Source organism: Cytobacillus solani (assembly GCF_001420595.1).
Lineage (GTDB): Bacteria > Bacillota > Bacilli > Bacillales > Cytobacillaceae > Cytobacillus > Cytobacillus solani.
Window position 1 is genome coordinate 4,078,055 of sequence record NZ_LJIX01000006.1, and the last position, 20,402, is coordinate 4,098,456.

The following is a 20,402-nucleotide window of genomic DNA, read 5'->3' on the forward strand; positions in this document are numbered from 1 at the left end:
ATTGTGTTTCCTTTTTCAATCTTATTCGTCTAACAATATGCTTGAGGGGAGCGGGTGAAATGGAAAAAATTTCTGTAGATACTTTTGAAAAACTATACCAAGAATATAGTGATAAAATTTTCAGTTATATATACCTCCTTGTAAATGATAGAGAGGTGGCTGAAGATTTAACTCAGGATACCTTTATTAAGGCTTACAGAAATTTGGATCAATTTAATGGCAAATCTCATTTATTTACATGGCTTTTCCGCATTTCCAGAAATGTGACGATTGACTATTTAAGGAAGAAGCGTTTGTTAACTTTTTTTTCAATAGAAAAGTATCAATTTGAGTCAAATCAACAGACGCCGTTAGAGATTGTTATGAAAGGTGAAAGAATAACCATTTTATACGAGGCAATCCGTCATTTAAAACTAAGTTATCAGGAAGTGCTTATTCTTAGGAAAATAAAAGAGTTTTCCATAAAAGAAACAGCTGAAATATTAAACTGGAATGAAAACAGAGTAAAAATAACAACTTCAAGAGCCATAGCTGCTTTAAAAAAAGAATTGATAAAAAGGAGGGAAAACAATGAAGAAGTTATCTGAAAGTGAGCTCTCCTTTCAGGAGCTAAATGAAATTCCTCGTTCAAGCCGTCAAAAACAGCAAACTTTCCAAAAAATTAAATGCGAGATAAGCAGGGAATCTGACACAAAGAGACGAGTATTTCCAAAAATTTTAACAGGTATGGTCTCGCTCGCCGCTTGTTTTCTATTTGTGTTTATTATATTTACTGAAACAAATCTCAATAATCGTACTAGCTTAATGGCAAGCATTGAAGGGAAAGAAATTGTCCAAATGGGATTGGCATCTTCAAAGCTAGGTACTTCTTTTTTACCAGGTGAAGAGGAGAATCAGAAAAATACGTTTATAATAAAAGACGACAATTGGAGTGAAATTGTGTTTGAGATGCTAAAAAATGCAGAAATAAGCACGATTAAACCTATAACTGATCCATCTTATGACTTGTTGATTACACTGCAAGGACCCGATCTTTTAAAAATTAAGGTTTGGGAAGAAAAGGGAGAAGTATATTTAAGAGAACTGAACAAAGATAAATATTATTATGTTCCAAAAGAAAAAAGCAAAGTATTTTTAGAGTATGTCCATTCATTAAATCATTATATTACAAAGCCAATATAAAAAATCGGCAAAGCGATAAGCTGAGCCGATTTTTCCTTTTATTGAATTCTGCAATATTTACTCCAATATCCATCAACACAAACATAGAACTTTGGATCTTCGCTATGTACATATTTTGTACATACCCAGCAGAGTTTATCAACAATTGACGAATCATCATCATCAAGACTAATTGATAATTCCTCCAATCTTTCAGGTTCTAATTTTTCTCTTGAATCATGATTGGCTAGTTGTAACTCTGTATCCATTGAAACTTCATTGGCATCAGTCACTTTCGCCTTTTCGGTAACTTCGACTTTCTCATCATTTATTAGAATATAGTTATGCGATGATGCAAAAGCTTGAGTAGAGATTGCTAGCAATAAAATCAACAATATAGCAATATGCTTTTTCATGTCTATTACCTCCAATTCTATTTGATAATTGCAGAATAGCATAATTTACCATTTAATTAATGATACAAATTAGGGAAACTCCTCTAGTATATTCTTACTATTATGTTTGAATTGAATGATAATTACTTGATTTTATATCAAAAAGTTAGTTTAAGTTAGATTAGTCTCACTGAGGAACTGTTAGAATAATAAAAAATAGCCGCATACATCGCGGCCACAAAAACAATATTCTTTTTAACCAAAAGGATCTTAGAGTTAACATGAATAATTACAACCTAGTAAAAGATCAATAATGATTAGAACTCCTGCCATGATGTTACGATGCCATTATCAAAGTACAGGTAAATAGCGGCACCGTCTAGTATATCCCCATACACCCACTGTTCTAATGCAATATAATCTGAGTCATAGCTATTTACATCGTCTGGGTACCCCCAGGACAATAATACTTGTTCCATTGTCATCCCTGTCTGTACCTTTTCATTTTTGATAAGATTCCACATTGTATCGGAAAATTTGAATGTATTAAATGGATTCTTTGTTATATAACTTGCTTCAATAAACGTCTCGTCTACGTATTGATATGTAAAATATTTATCTTCGATTTTAATTTTAATATTTAAGGTGCTAAGCTCAGGATTTTTTTCCGAACTTATTAAAATGGCTTCTTGTAAATTTTTCAAGTCTACAATTTCCCCTTTGTTGTTTTCATAAAAATCAGGGTTTCTTAGCCAAATTCTTTCTTTTCCTACTAGTTCTTTCTTTTCTTTAGAGGGTGTTTGATAAGTGATTGATTTCGAGTCCTTTACAAATTGACTTGATCCAAGGCCATATAAGATACCATGAGTTTTATCCGTTTTTTTAGAATAGACTCCGTATTCCTCGCCCTTCTTTAAGGTACGCACAGTAGTTAGTTTATTTTCTTTATCAAATTTATATAGTGGAGTATCCTTGTTGATTATTACTTTCCCTATATGCCCTTCCTTGAGCGTAATTTTCCCCCATTTAACAATTATTTTTTCAGCATGAGCACTTTCCAAAGGCGAAAATAAAACGACGATCAAAAGCAGCACTGTCAATAAGCCAACAATTTTTTTCAAAGTTAAATCACTCCTAATATTTACATATAATGAAGATTTTACTATTAATATCTTAATATTTCTATATAATATAGAAATAAATTGTTAAATATTTGTATAAGACAGTCATATAAATATCGTTAAAATTTACCTAATCATCGTACTTTACATTACACTGAACACCAATTAAAGTTATTCAAAGCTTAAAGATTATTTATAAAATTTTCTTCTAAAATAATAAAATATGTTAAAAGGAGGGATTTGTTTCTAATGGAAATGTTTGTAATCGCAATAATATTCACTTTAATTTTCGGCACTTTTTCTTATATGCTGCTGAAGCATCCTGAAGGAGTTTTAAAAGTGAGTTCCTTTTCAGATAAATTTTCTGAGAAGCCTTTTCTAAAAAAGTTCCTAAAATTTATGGGTTGGTGGTTTTTTCTACTTGTGATAGGGGTATGGATTATATCAATTATCTCCTTGTGAATGAGCTCACGAACCATTTCACTCATAAGTCTCATCCAACGAAAACCTTTGTCACAAATATGCATTCATTTACCTTTACAACAACATACCTAGACAAATATGAACATCTGTCCGAAAGTTTTTTCCAGCCTAAAACAAAGTTTAAGGCTCCATCTAAGCTTTCTTCATTTTTCCACATTAAAATCCCTATACTTCAGTGATTTTATCTATTTATCAACAATAAAATATATCATAACCAAAAGAAAAAAGATTCCCACTAAACAAATAAGTTTGGCGGGAATCTTTTTGTTCGGTAATCATACTAATTCAAAGTTTAATGTTGTGGGGGATAGTCAAAAGGTTTGATTACAGAGCTAATACTATGTTGTGGAGGATAATCAGCAAAAGCAGCAGCACCTGTGCCCAAAAGCCCCACACATAAGATTCCTAAAGTTAATAGACTCTTTACAAAAATCTTTTTCATAATTTCACCACCCTTTTCTGTATTTTCTTACTAATACTAATATTAGCAATTTATTGATAATTTTTCCACTTCTTTCTCCATAATTTCTAATAATCTTGTTTTATTTTCTAATTTTAATAAGTGCAAACATTCCTCCAGATACTTTTTACCACTTTCATTTTCTCCTAATTTAATATAGTTATCACCCATTTGATAGTGAAACTCATTAAAACAGTACAATGACTCTTCATTTATACAAAGGTCAATTCCTTTTTGACAATACTTTATTGACTCTTCATAATACCCTAATTTAGTAAATACTTGAGATAAACCAAATAATACTCTTATTTTCACCTTTGAATTAAGAATATGCGGAAGTTTATCTAAATTAGTTTGAGCTTCTAAATAGATCGGAAGAGCACTGTGAAAATCATTATTCTCATAATATAGTATCGCGATACTATTCAGTATTTCCGTTTCTCTTTCCGTCAGATTAATTCTATTTGGATTTGTAATTGAAATGGCTTCATTTAAAATACTTTCTGCTTTAATTAAATCTTTTTCAATATAAAAAACACAAATTCCTTCATGCCATTTAATGTACTGAGCAAGTAACGGAGGGCTAAACAAGGGATTGCCCATTTCTTGATGTACAATATTATCTATTGCATGATAATTACGTTCTCTTTTATATTTTTCTATTAGCTGTATTACTGCTGTTGAATAATTTATTCTAGTTTCAGAAACTACATTGAAAAAATATGAAACATCCATATTTAGTCTATCTGCTAATTTATAAACAGTATCCAGACGCGGGTATGCTTTATCTTTTTCAAAAGAAATAAGTTCATCTTCTGTACATATACCGTCAGATAGCTCTGAAATGGATAATTTTTTGTATTCACGGAAGGATTTAAGAATATCACCTATCAAGTAATTCACCATCTAACCGCCTCCTAAAACTAGTCATTTATTGTTAATTATACCATATATATTAAACCCGATTTATAATACAAAAGTAACAATAAACAAATATTCAATCTATTCTTTATTTAAACCATACTTATCTCCAAATAGGGATATCTCCTCAGATATCGTGATATTATTTAAATTTCTCAAAAGTAGATTGTACTATTCTCATACGGCTAGATCCTGCAATGATAGAAGTTATTTTCCCTCACTACTTATTAGAAAAATCATTTTATTCATTGACATGAAGTATTTCAGCTTGTATATTATAGCAATATATTATTTTACCAATAACGTCGCATATTAAAATAACAAACACTATGATTAGGAATAGTAGAAGATTGTTCATGATGAGCAGAGAGCTGCGGGTTGGTGGAACGCAGTCACATGACACTTTGAACTCGCCTGGGAGTGGTTGAGCCGAAATACGATATGTTTATCTAGGTTCTAACGATTAACCTGCGTTAAAAGGTTTCGCAAGATATACTTTGCGCTAAGCTGGACTCAATAATAAAAGGAGTCAATAAGAGTGGTACCGCGGTTGGCCTAAGCCTATCGTCTCTTTTAAGAGATGATAGGCTTTTTTATATGCTTACAACTAAGAGTAGGGGGTTTGAAAGAATGGATGGCAGACAAGAGAATTTAAAGCGAACGATGACATCACGCCATATTATGATGATGGCATTGGGAGGAGCAATCGGTGCAGGATTATTTAAAGGAAGCAGTACAGCCATCGATATGGCAGGCCCAGCTGTAATTGTTGCTTATCTTATTGGAGGAATTATCTTATTTTTTATTATGCGTGGACTTGCGGAAATGGCAATAAAAAACAAACAGGCCCGAACATTTCGTGATTTAATTCAACCATTTTTAGGCAATTATGCAGCTCATTTTCTTGACTGGATTTATTGGAAAATGTGGGTGTTAAATATTGCAGCAGAATCAGTGGTAGCAGCTATATTTATACAGTACTGGCTCCCAGGGGTACCCGTTTGGACACTTGCTTTAATCGTCTCTGCTATTGTGACCTTAGTAAACTTATTTTCAGTAAAGCTATTTGCTGAAACAGAGTACTGGCTTGCCCTATTAAAAATCAGTGCAATCGTATTATTTATCATATTTGGCTTAATCATTTTATTTGTACCATTTCAAGATCATGCCGCGATAGGATTTTCTAATCTGACCAAACACGATGGGTTTTTCCCTAATGGCATGCAAGGATTAATTATGGCCATGCTGGTAGTCATTTATTCATATGGCGGTACTGAAATGATAGGTGTTACTTTAGCAGAAGTAAAAAATCCAGAAAAGGCGATACCGAAAGCTGTGAAAGGCACATTAACACGGATTATTGCTTTCTATATATTGCCGTTTTTTGTAATTGTGAGCCTGATCCCCTGGAATCAAGTGAATGACGTTCCTGAGAGCCCGTTTGTGACGGTGTTTAACTTGATAGGAATTCCATATGCAGATCACATTATGAACGCCATTATCTTGTTAGCTGTTATTTCTTCAATGAATTCCGGGCTATATTCATCGTCAAGGGTGCTATATACACAAGCAGTGGATGGAAATATCCCTAAACTATTTTCAAAGGTTTCTAAAAAGAAAGTCCCTGTTTATTCGATTTTAGCCTGTACCTCTTCGCTATATATTGGAGTGCTCATTTCTCTATTTGCCGGGAGCAAAACTTTTAACTATTTAATGGGGTCTCTAGGGTATACTGTCTTATGTATTTGGATCATTATTGCGATGGCACATTTGAAATCTCGGATTAAACAGACACATAAAGCCCCCTATCCTGTTCGCTCTTTTCCTTTTACGACATTGATAGCTTTATTAGCACTGCTTGCTATTTTAATTGGGGTTATTGCTACAACTTCTATTAGTGTAACGATAACAACAATTATCATCTATTTATTCATAACTGCAGCTTATTTTAGTGCCGGAATGTTTTCTAATAAAGTGGCGTAATGTGCAGGGAACCGAGCCTCTAATAATCCATAAGGTCAAAAAACCACGTCGTTATGACATGGTTTTTGACTCCTTTTTAATGGCCTACTACCGAGCTCACTTTAAAAGATTCGAAAGGTTTTGTGTAGCAAGATTTGTTTCTTGAATTAAGCGTGATAGTTGTTCTTTGTTATTGGTTTGGGATTGAACAGTTGCAGAAATCTCTTCCAGGGAGGAGGAAGCTTCTTCTAATATAGAAGCAAATTCATTTACTGCTACTTCTATCGCATCTGTTTCTTGATCAATATTTTTGGCAACACCGCTAAATGATTGAACTTCTTGTTGAAGGTGTTGAATGGAATGCTGAATCGATTCAAAGATCAATTGATTCTTCACCGTTCCTTGAATATTTTCATCCATTTTACTAGATACGAGATTCATTTGGTTCTGTGTTTCTTGATTGTTTATATGCACTTGATTTAAAGTAGTCGAAATTTGAACGGCTGTTTTATCTGAGGTTTCCGCGAGCTTGCGAATTTCTTCTGCTACAACGGAAAAACCTTTTCCTGCTTCTCCAGCTCTGGCAGCTTCAATCGATGCGTTCAAAGCAAGCAAATCGTTTGTGCAGTTATTCCTTGAATAGCTTGGATAGAGCTCAGGGATGACTCAATATTTTCACTTAATTGGTTCATATCTTTCTCCATCAATTCAATAAAACGTTTAAATTCCTGCATCTGATCATTCATTATTTGAGATTGTGAGCGGCCTTCTTCTATTTGACCTGTCATTTGATCAGTCGATTCATTAATTTGCAGCACACGTTCATTCATTGAATCTACTTGTTTAGCAGTACGTTCAATTGAATTCATAATATTGGTGATAGCGTTCCCTTGCGACTGTGTACCTGAAGCAATCTCCTGCAACGCAACATTAAGTTCTATCGTCATTTGTTTTTCTGATTCTGATTGTTCTTCTACCATCTGCATATTACTAGCTATGATTTGTGAGTTTTCCTCTAGAATTATGCGATGTTTAGATTCATTTTCCAACTTTTCTTCCGCAGATGTCTGCATCTTTCCAAGATCCGCTTCAAGCTTCCCCATAATTTTTTGTTGAAAAAACAACACAATGACAGCAAGAGAAAATAGCAATAAATAAGTGGAAATATCAGAGGAATAGAGCTCGCCATTTAAAGCAAAGGCAAAGGTCAATAATCCCACACCAAAAGCTGTTCCCATTAGGTAAAGAACAATATTCATATACAGGGCCGAACATACTAATAAATAGTAAATGAGTGATAGATTATTCTCAGAGGGACTAATTGATCATTCCAAGAATAATAGTTAATCCAACTATCGCTAAATAAGCGATTTGTTTCGTTAATCGTTTGGATAGATGTAAAAATGCGATAATGGAGCATAGGACTGCTCCACCTATAGCGATTGTCAAAATAAGCTGCAGTGTTTTTCCTAAACTTGCTTCAACAACCACACCTAGAACAACTGAAATGATTAACATAATCAGTGTAATTCTATTTTTCTTTCTTAATGTTTCTATCTGTAACTCTTTAATTGACATCCTCATTCTCCTTCAATGCTTTTCCACACATATTTTACTAGAAAAAAATCCCTTTGTATATAGTTTTATAAGCCGTTATACCTAGTAGAATCCTTGGTTTTGCTTTAATGAACTCCCTGGAAAAGCTCACTTATTTTCCTTATTTACATGATGATAAAAGTTATTATTCTGAATTAATTGAAGGAAAATAAAGAATATTATAGAAATAATAAATAATAGTTTTAAAATAACTAGAAGGGAGAAAATGAATGAAAGCTCTTGTATCATTTTTCAATCGTGTCATGCAGCGATACTTGCCTGATCCATTTTTATTTGTCATTATTCTAACTTTTGTTGTGTTTACGCTTGGTATTATATTCACCGATAGCGGGCCTTATCAGATGGTTCAGCACTGGGGGAATGGATTTTGGGGATTACTTGTCTTTACCATGCAAATGGTTCTTGTTTTAGTAACAGGGCATGTGCTTGCAAGCAGCAGAATTTTTAAAAAGGGATTAGGTGCACTAGCATCTACAGCTAAATCACCTGGCCAGGCAGTGATCATTGTAACGGTTGTCTCTCTTATTGCTAGCTGGATAAATTGGGGATTTGGTCTTGTCATTGGGGCTTTATTCGCAAAAGAATTAGCGAAAAAAGTAAGAGATGTAGATTATCGGCTTTTAATTGCAAGCGCTTACTCTGGTTTTGTAATTTGGCATGGGGGCATTTCAGGCTCAACTCCTTTAACCATTGCGACAGAAGGGCACTTTTCACAGGACTTGATTGGAATTATTCCAACTAGTGAAACGATTTTTTCCGGTTTTAATCTCGCCATTGTTATTGCATTATTTTTAGCTCTTCCACTGGTTAATCGGCTAATGATGCCTTCTAAGGAAGAAACAGTAACTGTAGATCCTGCCTTATTACAAGATGATATTCAAGCTGCTGCTATTGAAAAGGGGGCCATGACACCTGCAGAACGGCTAGAAAATAGCCGTATACTTTCTCTGTTAATTGGTCTATTTGGGCTCGTGTTTTTATTCTACTATTTTGCTCAAAACGGTTTTAAACTGAATCTTGATATTGTTAATTTCTTATTCTTATTCTTAGGCATTCTTTTCCATGGGACGCCAAAGCATTTTTTAGAAGCGGTTATGAATGCAGTAAAAGGTGCAAGCGGGATCATTGTCCAATTTCCTTTTTATGCAGGTATTATCGGAATGATGACAGCGTCTGGATTAGCTGCAGTTATTGCTAATGGGTTCATATCGATATCTAATGAATTCACATTTCCGTTATTCACCTTCTTAAGTGCTGGTTTAATTAATATTTTCATTCCTTCTGGAGGTGGCCAATGGGCAGTTCAAGCACCGGTCGTACTGGATGCAGCTATTGCACTCGATGTTTCCATTCCAAAAGCAGCAATGGCCGTTGCCTGGGGGGATGCTTGGACAAACTTGATTCAGCCATTTTGGGCTTTGCCTGCACTAGCAATTGCAGGTCTAAAAGCAAAGGATATTATGGGGTACTGTGTCCTGACACTTATCGTAAGCGGTGTTATTATTTCTTTAGGTTTTTTACTTTTATAAAGAATATGGGACAGGATTCCTGTCCCACTAAATCATTTCAACATTTAGCTGATACAACAACCATTTAGGAACTACAAACCGTGCTGTCATTAACGGGTCTACGATTTGACAGACTTCTACTTGCCCAACCGCACTCATAAGCATAGTGACTTCATATAATGGCAGACTATCGTTGTACCAGATGCAACAGACTTGATAGGCTTGTGTGTTTTATTAAAATCATAAATGATTCCCGCTTGGCATGATAAAGTTTCCATATGCAGCCCCTTTCTCAGTCTCCAGGTTTCAAACTATTTATACTACTTTAAAGGACATTATATCAAAAAAAATATCATTTTTTTTAAAAAGAATGAATAGTCAACTAATATTTTCTGCTTATAAGGTGAACTCACTCATTTAAATTTCCCCTGCACTAGATTTCAATTACAAACAATCAAAAATAAGAGCCCTAAAAATTGGGCTCTTTCCATCATTCACCATACAACTCTTTATACGCAATAACCTTCAATGCTAATATTTCATCTTCTGTTAACTTTCCTTCTATATTCTCAAGCACTTCTTCCTTAGACATGGATCCCTCTTGCACTTTCACACGTATATCATTAAGTTCAGTAATCCCAACTTTGCTAATAAGTGCTCTTGTTGCTTCTTCTTTTGTTGCAAATGGCAGATCCTCGGTATTTGCTGTTTTTGCTTCTTCTAAATAAGCTTTTAATCCTGGATCATTTTCTATTGTCTTCTTTATTTCTTCCATCTCACCGCTGTTTTCTAACTCTGTCGTTACCGTTTCCATTATCTTTTCTGAAGCCATATTCGTTCCAAAATAATAGACTGCATACCCAATCGCTCCTAATAATACAATCGTTATTACTAAGAATTTGATGAATTTCATAATCCACACTTCCCTTCATTCATAGAATTAATGATACTACAAATGGAAAGGAAGATGAATTTTTTTGATAAGTATCAGCTAGCGAAAATTTGACTATATAATTTAACCTATGAATTTTTTCCCCTTTCAGCTTTATAACAATTTTGCTTTCATAAATCATAAAAAAACTATTCTAGTAACACAGAATAGCAAGAGGAAATATTAGGATATTTTATACTTTCTACCCAAAATGTTTCAGCTTTTGATATTTTATTATTATTTCATCAAGCTTTTGACTTGCTTCAATCGTATCAAGATGTTTAAATCCTTTTTGTTTCCAAACTTCAATTAGTTCATCCTTGGACATACTTATTAGATTTAAAGTTTTTTCTTCAAAATATTCTTTAATAAGTAGATTTAATTTGATGGAAAGAGAAATATAATCTGAACTAGCTGGTCCCTTTAGATTATAGACTTCTTTTAAACTAACTTTATGATCAAATATTTCCATTAAGAGTTCCATATTTTCACATTGAAACTGGTCTATCGTATTCATGTGTACCTCACTCCTATCTAACTAATATGCGCTTTTATTTCCTTTTAATGGTTCCCACAATAACTATTTACAAAACATTTTTGATGTTATCATATAACCACTATCCTTGTGAACATAAAAGAAAATAGTAGCATTATTCAAAATATCACTAAATAATATTGAAATATTAATCAAAAATAATTAAATCAATTCCAATACCAACCTCTTCTATATTCGACGCAAGTTACCAATGGGGAAATACTATAATTTAATAACAATATTTAAGAAATAAATATATTCTTAAAATTCCTTCTAATTATAAATATCAGTAGGATACCTTTGTACCGATATAGCTATCTTCTTTTTTCACCTATTACGAACTGGTGCAGCTTTCATATCGTGCGCTTATTATTATTTATTGCAATCTCTTATTTACATAATAAAGGTGAGGAATTAGAAGTACTGCAAGAAGTAACATTTTGAGAGAAAACAATTAGGAACAACAGAAGTTTATGCTGTAGAAAAATAGAAATCTATTTGTTATATATGAATGTTCAATAGTTAGATAATAAAAAAAGAGTATACCAAAATTGTTTTGGCATACCCTTTTTGCCTGGCGGCGTCCTACTCTCACAAGGGGACAGCCCCTAACTACCATTGGCGCTGAGAAGCTTAACTGCCGTGTTCGGGATGGGAACGGGTGTGACCTTCTCGCTATCGCCACCAGACTATTTTTAGTTAAAGGATTATTCCTTCAAAACTAGATAACAAATAACATACATCATTTTTGTCCAGCTACAGCGTCTAGAAATTCGCGTACTTCAACTCCTCCCACAGAAGCAAAGAACGCTTCTTCGTCGGAGTCTCCAGTCCACTCATTTCTGAGCGAGACGCTTCCGCTTTTCGTTTTTGGTTAAGTCCTCGACCGATTAGTATTTGTCAGCTCCACGTGTCACCACGCTTCCACCTCAAACCTATCAACCTGATCATCTTTCAGGGGTCTTACTAGCTTGACGCTATGGGAAATCTCATCTCGAGGGGGGCTTCATGCTTAGATGCTTTCAGCACTTATCCCTTCCGCACATAGCTACCCAGCGATGCTCTTGGCAGAACAACTGGTACACCAGCGGTGCGTCCATCCCGGTCCTCTCGTACTAAGGACAGCTCCTCTCAAATTTCCTGCGCCCACGACGGATAGGGACCGAACTGTCTCACGACGTTCTGAACCCAGCTCGCGTACCGCTTTAATGGGCGAACAGCCCAACCCTTGGGACCGACTACAGCCCCAGGATGCGATGAGCCGACATCGAGGTGCCAAACCTCCCCGTCGATGTGGACTCTTGGGGGAGATAAGCCTGTTATCCCCGGGGTAGCTTTTATCCGTTGAGCGATGGCCCTTCCATGCGGAACCACCGGATCACTAAGCCCGACTTTCGTCCCTGCTCGACTTGTAGGTCTCGCAGTCAAGCTCCCTTATGCCTTTACACTCTTCGAATGATTTCCAACCATTCTGAGGGAACCTTTGGGCGCCTCCGTTACTTTTTAGGAGGCGACCGCCCCAGTCAAACTGCCCACCTGACACTGTCTCCTGCCCCGATCAGGGGCATGGGTTAGAATTTCAATACAGCCAGGGTAGTATCCCACCGATGCCTCCACCGAAGCTGGCGCTCCGGCTTCCAAGGCTCCTACCTATCCTGTACAAGCTGTACCGAAATTCAATATCAGGCTACAGTAAAGCTCCACGGGGTCTTTCCGTCCTGTCGCGGGTAACCTGCATCTTCACAGGTACTATAATTTCACCGAGTCTCTCGTTGAGACAGTGCCCAGATCGTTACGCCTTTCGTGCGGGTCGGAACTTACCCGACAAGGAATTTCGCTACCTTAGGACCGTTATAGTTACGGCCGCCGTTTACTGGGGCTTCAATTCAGAGCTTCGCGTAAGCTAACCCCTCCTCTTAACCTTCCAGCACCGGGCAGGCGTCAGCCCCTATACTTCGCCTTGCGGCTTCGCAGAGACCTGTGTTTTTGCTAAACAGTCGCCTGGGCCTATTCACTGCGGCTTTTCAGGGCTATTCACCCTAAAAAGCACCCCTTCTCCCGAAGTTACGGGGTCATTTTGCCGAGTTCCTTAACGAGAGTTCTCTCGCTCACCTTAGGATTCTCTCCTCGCCTACCTGTGTCGGTTTGCGGTACGGGCACCTTATCCTCACTAGAGGCTTTTCTTGGCAGTGTGGAATCAGGAACTTCGGTACTATATTTCCCTCGCTGTCACAGCTCAGCCTTCACGCAAACGGGATTTTCCTCGCTTGCAGCCTAACTGCTTAGACGCACATATCCAGCAGTGCGCTTACCCTATCCTCCTGCGTCCCCCCATTGCTCAAACGGAGTTTGGTGGTACAGGAATATCAACCTGTTGTCCATCGCCTACGCTTTTCAGCCTCGGCTTAGGTCCCGACTAACCCTGAGCGGACGAGCCTTCCTCAGGAAACCTTAGGCATTCGGTGGATGGGATTCTCACCCATCTTTCGCTACTCATACCGGCATTCTCACTTCTAAGCGCTCCACCAGTCCTTGCGGTCTAGCTTCAACGCCCTTAGAACGCTCTCCTACCACGGACATCGTAGATGTCCATCCACAGCTTCGGTGATACGTTTAGCCCCGGTACATTTTCGGCGCAGAGTCACTCGACCAGTGAGCTATTACGCACTCTTTAAATGGTGGCTGCTTCTAAGCCAACATCCTGGTTGTCTAAGCAACTCCACATCCTTTTCCACTTAACGTATACTTTGGGACCTTAGCTGGTGGTCTGGGCTGTTTCCCTCTTGACTACGGATCTTATCACTCGCAGTCTGACTCCCATGGATAAGTCTTTGGCATTCGGAGTTTGTCTGAATTCGGTAACCCGATGGGGGCCCCTAGTCCAAACAGTGCTCTACCTCCAAGACTCTTTCTACATGAGGCTAGCCCTAAAGCTATTTCGGAGAGAACCAGCTATCTCCAAGTTCGATTGGAATTTCTCCGCTACCCACACCTCATCCCCGCACTTTTCAACGTGCGTGGGTTCGGTCCTCCATTCAGTGTTACCTGAACTTCAACCTGGACATGGGTAGATCACCTGGTTTCGGGTCTACGACCACATACTCATTCGCCCTATTCAGACTCGCTTTCGCTGCGGCTCCGTCTATTCAACTTAACCTCGCATGTAATCGTAACTCGCCGGTTCATTCTACAAAAGGCACGCCATCACCCATAAACGGGCTCTGACTACTTGTAGGCACACGGTTTCAGGATCTCTTTCACTCCCCTTCCGGGGTGCTTTTCACCTTTCCCTCACGGTACTGGTTCACTATCGGTCACTAGGGAGTATTTAGCCTTGGGAGATGGTCCTCCCTGCTTCCGACGGGATTTCTCGTGTCCCGCCGTACTCAGGATCCACTCTGGAGGGAACGAAGTTTCAACTACAGGGCTTTTACCTTCTCTGGCCGGCCTTTCCAGACCTGTTCATTTACCTCGTTCCTTTGTAACTCCGTGTAGAGTGTCCTACAACCCCAAGAGGCAAGCCTCTTGGTTTGGGCTAATCCCGTTTCGCTCGCCGCTACTCAGGGAATCGCGTTTGCTTTCTCTTCCTCCGGGTACTTAGATGTTTCAGTTCCCCGGGTCTGCCTTCAATACCCTATGTATTCAGGTAAAGATTCTATCCCATTACGGATAGAGGGTTCCCCCATTCGGAAATCTCCGGATCAAAGCTTACTTACAGCTCCCCGAAGCATATCGGTGTTAGTCCCGTCCTTCATCGGCTCCTAGTGCCTAGGCATTCACCGTGCGCCCTTTCTAACTTAACCTACTTCGGTCAATGATCAACTGCGCATCTCGGCGTCAGCTCTCTCGCTGTGCTCCTCACGTACTGAGTACGTTCCGGTGCTCGCTCGGTCGCTTCCTTGATCTGCTTGTTGCTCATTGCCCTCATGGTTTACACTCTTATTTTGTTTCTAAAACATTATAAGAGAAAAAACTAAGATGGCGATTACTCGGTTATCTTCTTTAATTGCATTATCTAGTTTTCAAGGAACAAAAAATAACGAACGGATTCGTTATGTTGGTGGAGCCTAGCGGGATCGAACCGCTGACCTCCTGCGTGCAAGGCAGGCGCTCTCCCAGCTGAGCTAAGGCCCCGTTATGAAATGGTGGGCCTAAATGGACTCGAACCATCGACCTCACGCTTATCAGGCGTGCGCTCTAACCAGCTGAGCTATAGGCCCATATAACGGAATTCGGTAAATGATAAGCGATGATTATTCGGTCACTATCTTGACCTGTTTGCTTCTCATTTCCCTCATTTTGATATTAAGTTAATAAAGAGATTGCTCTCTCAAAACTGAACGAACAATGAAACGTCTTTTAATGAAGTTAGACTTCATTTCATCCTTAGAAAGGAGGTGATCCAGCCGCACCTTCCGATACGGCTACCTTGTTACGACTTCACCCCAATCATCTGTCCCACCTTAGGCGGCTGGCTCCTTGCGGTTACCCCACCGACTTCGGGTGTTACAAACTCTCGTGGTGTGACGGGCGGTGTGTACAAGGCCCGGGAACGTATTCACCGCGGCATGCTGATCCGCGATTACTAGCGATTCCGGCTTCATGCAGGCGAGTTGCAGCCTGCAATCCGAACTGAGAATGGTTTTATGGGATTGGCTAAACCTCGCGGTCTTGCAGCCCTTTGTACCATCCATTGTAGCACGTGTGTAGCCCAGGTCATAAGGGGCATGATGATTTGACGTCATCCCCACCTTCCTCCGGTTTGTCACCGGCAGTCACCTTAGAGTGCCCAACTGAATGCTGGCAACTAAGATCAAGGGTTGCGCTCGTTGCGGGACTTAACCCAACATCTCACGACACGAGCTGACGACAACCATGCACCACCTGTCACTCTGTCCCCCGAAGGGGAACGTCCTATCTCTAGGATTGTCAGAGGATGTCAAGACCTGGTAAGGTTCTTCGCGTTGCTTCGAATTAAACCACATGCTCCACCGCTTGTGCGGGCCCCCGTCAATTCCTTTGAGTTTCAGCCTTGCGGCCGTACTCCCCAGGCGGAGTGCTTAATGCGTTTGCTGCAGCACTAAAGGGCGGAAACCCTCTAACACTTAGCACTCATCGTTTACGGCGTGGACTACCAGGGTATCTAATCCTGTTCGCTCCCCACGCTTTCGCGCCTCAGTGTCAGTTACAGACCAGAAAGTCGCCTTCGCCACTGGTGTTCCTCCAAATCTCTACGCATTTCACCGCTACACTTGGAATTCCACTTTCCTCTTCTGCACTCAAGTCTCCCAGTTTCCAATGACCCTCCCCGGTTGAGCCGGGGGCTTTCACATCAGACTTAAGAAACCACCTGCGCGCGCTTTACGCCCAATAATTCCGGACAACGCTTGCCACCTACGTATTACCGCGGCTGCTGGCACGTAGTTAGCCGTGGCTTTCTGGTTAGGTACCGTCAAGGTACCGCCCTATTCGAACGGTACTTGTTCTTCCCTAACAACAGAGTTTTACGATCCGAAAACCTTCATCACTCACGCGGCGTTGCTCCGTCAGACTTTCGTCCATTGCGGAAGATTCCCTACTGCTGCCTCCCGTAGGAGTCTGGGCCGTGTCTCAGTCCCAGTGTGGCCGATCACCCTCTCAGGTCGGCTACGCATCGTCGCCTTGGTGAGCCGTTACCTCACCAACTAGCTAATGCGCCGCGGGCCCATCTGTAAGTGATAGCCGAAGCCATCTTTCAGCTTTTCTACATGAGTAGAAAAGGATTATCCGGTATTAGCTCCGGTTTCCCGAAGTTATCCCAGTCTTACAGGCAGGTTGCCCACGTGTTACTCACCCGTCCGCCGCTAATCTTTGGGAGCAAGCTCCCTCAGATTCGCTCGACTTGCATGTATTAGGCACGCCGCCAGCGTTCGTCCTGAGCCAGGATCAAACTCTCCAATAAAGAGTAAGATTAGCTCGACGAAAGATAATAAACTTCGCATCTCTTCGTCAACTCCCTCGCTCCGCTCCTCATGTACCCTCGTACAATCCGGTGCTCACTCAGTCGTTTCCTTGACCTGCTCGTTTCTTATCTTTCTTTAAAATAAGAATTAACGTTGACGTTTTTGCTTTGTTTAGTTTTCAAAGAACTATTTGTTAAGGTAGGACTATATTCTATCATTCTATTTCAATGTAGTCAATTACTTTTTTGAAATAATTTCAATCAAGTCCAGTAACAAGAACTTATTATACTTTGTAAAACGTTCTCTGTCAACATTTAATAGAAGAACATAAAATAAATACAAACTCTTTGTTCCTATGAACCTCATTAGATTTATTATATTAATATAATTTCAAGAAGAAGTCAACATCCCCTCTTATATAATTTTCCGAGCGCGAATTTAATAGACAGAGTCTATTTATCTTTATTCATAAATTAGGAGGATGATCGATCGCCTTTAAGAGGTATTCTCCCAAAAAAATAGGCTTTTTTGTCTTATTCTTAGAACTTTTGTCGAACCTATTTCGGAATAAGAAATATCTCCTATAATACAAGTAAGAGAAGATATTTAATAGGAGAATGGTTAAATGAACAAGATTACCCTTGAACAATTAGTACTACGACGCATTAATAAAATTAGAGAGGAAATGATACTTACCGCTCACAAAACTGGAATTGATAGTATTGAAACTCTAAAATCCAGCCAAAAGCTAGATCGATTAATATACCTTCATCTTTTGCATTTTTCCTAAAAACATGTCATAAAAAATAGCTTCATTCATTCACAATCGAATCGTGAATGAATGAAGCTATTTTTGTTTTATCCATGAATTTCCCTTATCAATTATGAAACCCTTTCCTTTCGTCCATAATTAAGGATAGCGGATTACGCTAATTATTATAGAGGTGTAAAACATGTCATATAATTTCTTCAATACCTTTGTGCGACTGCCACTTTTTTTGAGAGTTCTTATTATTGCTCTTATCGTAATTATTTCATTTGGATCATTCGTTCATTTATTAGAGCCCGAACAATTCCCAACCATTTTCGAAGGGGTATGGTGGGCTATTATTACCGCTTCTACAGTTGGTTATGGAGACTTTGTCCCCAAATCTGTGCCGGGAAGGCTAGCTGGTATGGCCCTCATCTTAACAGGTGCTGGTTTTTTAGCCACTTATTTCGCCAGTTTAGCAACCGCTGCAGTCACAAAGCAAAATGAATTTTTGGAGGGTAAAGCAGATTTCAAAGGGAAAGATCATATTATTGTGATCGGCTGGAATGAACGTACCCGCGGAATTCTACGCACGCTTTGCACAAACAATAAAAACATCTCGATTGCTTTGATCGATGAATCCTTGGATAAGAACCCCTTACCCACTATGAATGTCCATTTTATTCAGGGACGATCGAATCTAGACGAAGTTCTTATTAAGGCGAACATATTTGATGCAGTAAAGGTAATTATTACCGCAGACCCAAACAAAGGTGAACTGCATGCAGATATGGGGTCCATTTTAACACTGTTGGCAGTAAAGGGGCTGAACCCCAAAATTCAATGCATCGTAGAAATCTTAACATCTGAACAGGTAGCTAATGCCAAAAGAGCTGGAGCAGATGAAATTGTACAAACGAACATCCTTACTAGTTATGTAATGATTAATAGTATCTCATCTCAACAACTAGTTACATCCTTTTTGGATTTATTGAACCAGCTTGATAAGCGAAACTTAACTTTTAAGCCAGCCGTTCCTGAAGTCGTTAATATGAACTTTATGGATTTAAGCCACCTGCTTATGAAAGAAGGAATCCTTTTACTAGGGATAAAAAGAGGAGAGGAAACACTATTAAACCCTCCCCACCCCTTTACAATCATTCATCAGGATCAGCTTATTGTTATTATGAATGACAATTAAATAAGAGCGTCATCGGTATTTGATGACACTCTTACTTTTATTTAAGACGTTTTTCTAATTCTGCTTTTTTCTCCTCAAAACCCGGCTTTCCCAATAGGGCAAACATATTAACTTTATACGCTTCCACTCCAGGCTGATCAAAAGGGTTCACTCCCAATAAATATCCGCTCATTGCACAAGCTTTTTCAAAGAAATATACAAGATGGCCGAACGTAAATGAGTCTAATTTAGGAATCGTAATGATTAAATTTGGCACACCGCCATCTGTATGAGCAAGCATTGTTCCTTCAAATGCTTTGTTATTGACAAAATCCACACTTTTGCCAGCAAGATAGTTCAACCCATCTAAATCATTTTCAGCTTCTTCGATAAATAATTCATGTCGCGGTTCTTCCACTTTAATGACCGTCTCGAAAAGATCACGTCTTCCCTCTTGGACATATTGCCCCATTGAATGAAGATCCGTTGAGAAGTTTGCTGATGACGGATAGATTCCTTTTTGGTCCTTCCCTTCACTTTCTCCAAACAATTGCTTCCACCATTCTGCAAAATATTGAAGACCTGGCTCATAATTTATAAGCATTTCAATGGTTTTTCCTTTGTTGTACAAAATATTCCGGACAGCTGCATACTGATAAGCAGCATTCTCAAGAAGCTCAGATTGACTGTATTCCTCACACGCTTGTGCTGCACCCTCCATTATTTGCCCAATATCTGCACCACTTACAGCAATCGGCAATAATCCTACAGCAGTTAAGACAGAATAGCGCCCGCCAACATCATCAGGAATGACAAACGTTTCATAGCCTTCATCCATTGCTAACGTTTTTAAAGCCCCTCTTGCCTTATCCGTTGTTGCGTATATTCGATTTCGCGCTTCTTCCTTGCCGTATTTTTTTTCTAGCAGCTGTCGGAAAATACGGAAAGCAATTGCTGGTTCCGTAGTTGTACCTGATTTTGAAATGACATTGATTGAAAAGTCCTTCCCGTCAAGAAGATCAATCACATCTTTCATATAACTTGAACTAATATTATTTCCGACAAATATCACTTGAGGAGTGTTCCGCTTTTCCTTTGAAAGCACATTATAAAAATGATGGGTAAGCATTTCGATTGCTGCACGGGCACCTAAGTATGATCCGCCTATTCCAATTACTAATAAAATATCAGAATCACTCTTTATTTTCTCTGCTGATTTTTGTATCCGAGTGAATTCTTCTTTATCGTAATGAACCGGTAAATCAATCCATCCTAAATAGTCATTTCCAGCTCCTGTTTGCTCATGAAGAGAATGATGTGAAACTTTGACAGCATCCTGTAGATATGTAATCTCATGTTCACCAAAAAATCGAAGAGCATTTGAATAATCAAAACGAATATGTGACATGTATGATCCTCCATTTTCTCAAAAATT

At 38.8% G+C, this 20,402-nt stretch carries 16 protein-coding genes, 2 tRNA genes, 3 rRNA genes and 1 other annotated feature; of the genes, 6 read left to right on the plus strand and 15 right to left on the minus strand.

The genetic code is table 11. The features are described 5' to 3' along the window. The first annotated feature begins 59 nt into the window (after positions 1–59). Together AN957_RS22260 and AN957_RS22265 are read left to right on the plus strand one after the other, a co-directional pair. Complete coding sequence (locus AN957_RS22260) at positions 60–587, plus strand: RNA polymerase sigma factor (protein ID WP_053474534.1); 528 nt, start codon at positions 60–62, stop codon at positions 585–587. Next, entirely contained in the window at positions 571–1,182 is a 612-nt protein-coding gene (locus AN957_RS22265) for a hypothetical protein (RefSeq protein ID WP_053474533.1), read from the plus strand. Before AN957_RS22260 ends, AN957_RS22265 begins: the two co-directional genes overlap by 17 nt. A gap of 38 nt (positions 1,183–1,220) precedes the next feature. Here AN957_RS22265 and AN957_RS22270 read toward each other — a convergent pair whose 3' ends face one another. From AN957_RS22270 to AN957_RS22285, 4 genes are all read right to left on the minus strand, one after another. Further along, positions 1,221–1,577: a hypothetical protein gene (locus AN957_RS22270; RefSeq protein WP_056686095.1), complete on the minus strand. Its 357-nt coding sequence runs from the start codon at positions 1,575–1,577 to the stop codon at positions 1,221–1,223. Between the two features lie 296 nt (positions 1,578–1,873). Then, positions 1,874–2,677 (minus strand): hypothetical protein, encoded by an 804-nt coding sequence (locus AN957_RS22275; RefSeq protein WP_053474531.1) that lies wholly within the window; start codon positions 2,675–2,677, stop codon positions 1,874–1,876. Between the two features lie 775 nt (positions 2,678–3,452). Further along, positions 3,453–3,602 (minus strand): hypothetical protein, encoded by a 150-nt coding sequence (locus tag AN957_RS27885; protein WP_156319076.1) that lies wholly within the window; start codon positions 3,600–3,602, stop codon positions 3,453–3,455. A gap of 42 nt (positions 3,603–3,644) precedes the next feature. Continuing rightward, positions 3,645–4,526, minus strand: a complete 882-nt coding sequence (locus tag AN957_RS22285; protein ID WP_075209218.1) for a helix-turn-helix domain-containing protein — start codon at positions 4,524–4,526, stop codon at positions 3,645–3,647. Between the two features lie 335 nt (positions 4,527–4,861). Then, positions 4,862–5,116 (plus strand) — a binding site (T-box leader). A 55-nt stretch (positions 5,117–5,171) separates the two neighbouring features. Here AN957_RS22285 and AN957_RS22290 point away from each other — a divergent pair. Further along, complete coding sequence (locus AN957_RS22290; protein ID WP_053474529.1) at positions 5,172–6,524, plus strand: amino acid permease; 1,353 nt, start codon at positions 5,172–5,174, stop codon at positions 6,522–6,524. A 96-nt stretch (positions 6,525–6,620) separates the two neighbouring features. Here the strand turns inward: AN957_RS22290 and AN957_RS22295 are convergent, their stop codons facing one another. Genes AN957_RS22295 through AN957_RS22305 form a run of 3 tightly spaced genes read right to left on the minus strand, consistent with a single transcriptional unit; the run spans position 6,621 to position 8,081 of the window. Continuing rightward, a complete protein-coding gene (locus tag AN957_RS22295; RefSeq protein WP_172797669.1) occupies positions 6,621–7,109 on the minus strand; it encodes a methyl-accepting chemotaxis protein in 489 nt (162 codons plus the stop codon). Next, complete coding sequence (locus AN957_RS22300; RefSeq protein ID WP_156341159.1) at positions 7,106–7,762, minus strand: methyl-accepting chemotaxis protein; 657 nt, start codon at positions 7,760–7,762, stop codon at positions 7,106–7,108. The genes AN957_RS22295 and AN957_RS22300 overlap by 4 nt, the downstream gene beginning before the upstream one ends. Before the next feature lie 58 nt (positions 7,763–7,820). After that, a complete protein-coding gene (locus tag AN957_RS22305; protein ID WP_056686101.1) occupies positions 7,821–8,081 on the minus strand; it encodes a hypothetical protein in 261 nt (86 codons plus the stop codon). Between the two features lie 248 nt (positions 8,082–8,329). Here AN957_RS22305 and AN957_RS22310 point away from each other — a divergent pair, with 248 nt between their 5' ends. Next, positions 8,330–9,649 carry a short-chain fatty acid transporter gene (locus AN957_RS22310; protein WP_056686104.1) on the plus strand — a complete coding sequence of 440 codons (1,320 nt, stop codon included), beginning with the start codon at positions 8,330–8,332 and terminating at the stop codon, positions 9,647–9,649. A 469-nt stretch (positions 9,650–10,118) separates the two neighbouring features. On the opposite strand, the gene AN957_RS22315 is transcribed toward AN957_RS22310, so the two are convergent. From AN957_RS22315 to AN957_RS22345, 7 genes are all read right to left on the minus strand, one after another. Further along, on the minus strand, positions 10,119–10,541 hold the full coding sequence (locus AN957_RS22315) for a hypothetical protein (protein WP_082446689.1): 423 nt from the start codon (positions 10,539–10,541) through the stop codon (positions 10,119–10,121). A gap of 220 nt (positions 10,542–10,761) precedes the next feature. Further along, complete coding sequence (locus tag AN957_RS22320; RefSeq protein WP_053474525.1) at positions 10,762–11,076, minus strand: aspartyl-phosphate phosphatase Spo0E family protein; 315 nt, start codon at positions 11,074–11,076, stop codon at positions 10,762–10,764. Positions 11,077–11,666: 590 nt separating this feature from the next. Beyond that, positions 11,667–11,783: ribosomal RNA gene (gene rrf / locus AN957_RS22325) — 5S ribosomal RNA — on the minus strand. Between the two features lie 181 nt (positions 11,784–11,964). Beyond that, positions 11,965–14,897, minus strand: a 23S ribosomal RNA gene (locus tag AN957_RS22330). 255 nt (positions 14,898–15,152) lie between these two features. Beyond that, positions 15,153–15,228 (minus strand) — tRNA-Ala (locus tag AN957_RS22335). Positions 15,229–15,237: 9 nt separating this feature from the next. Beyond that, positions 15,238–15,314: transfer RNA gene (locus AN957_RS22340), tRNA-Ile, on the minus strand. Between the two features lie 170 nt (positions 15,315–15,484). Continuing rightward, positions 15,485–17,035 (minus strand): 16S ribosomal RNA (locus AN957_RS22345). The 16S, 23S and 5S rRNA genes sit together here with 2 tRNA genes alongside, the layout of an rRNA operon. Positions 17,036–17,661: 626 nt before the next feature. On the opposite strand from AN957_RS22345, the gene AN957_RS27450 reads away from it, so the two are divergent. Together AN957_RS27450 and AN957_RS22350 are read left to right on the plus strand one after the other, a co-directional pair. After that, on the plus strand, positions 17,662–17,826 hold the full coding sequence (locus tag AN957_RS27450; protein WP_082446691.1) for an aspartyl-phosphate phosphatase Spo0E family protein: 165 nt from the start codon (positions 17,662–17,664) through the stop codon (positions 17,824–17,826). A 163-nt stretch (positions 17,827–17,989) separates the two neighbouring features. After that, positions 17,990–18,988 (plus strand): potassium channel family protein, encoded by a 999-nt coding sequence (locus tag AN957_RS22350; protein ID WP_053477839.1) that lies wholly within the window; start codon positions 17,990–17,992, stop codon positions 18,986–18,988. Between the two features lie 37 nt (positions 18,989–19,025). On the opposite strand, the gene AN957_RS22355 is transcribed toward AN957_RS22350, so the two are convergent. Then, complete coding sequence (locus AN957_RS22355) at positions 19,026–20,375, minus strand: glucose-6-phosphate isomerase (RefSeq protein WP_056686107.1); 1,350 nt, start codon at positions 20,373–20,375, stop codon at positions 19,026–19,028. Positions 20,376–20,402 lie beyond the last annotated feature (27 nt).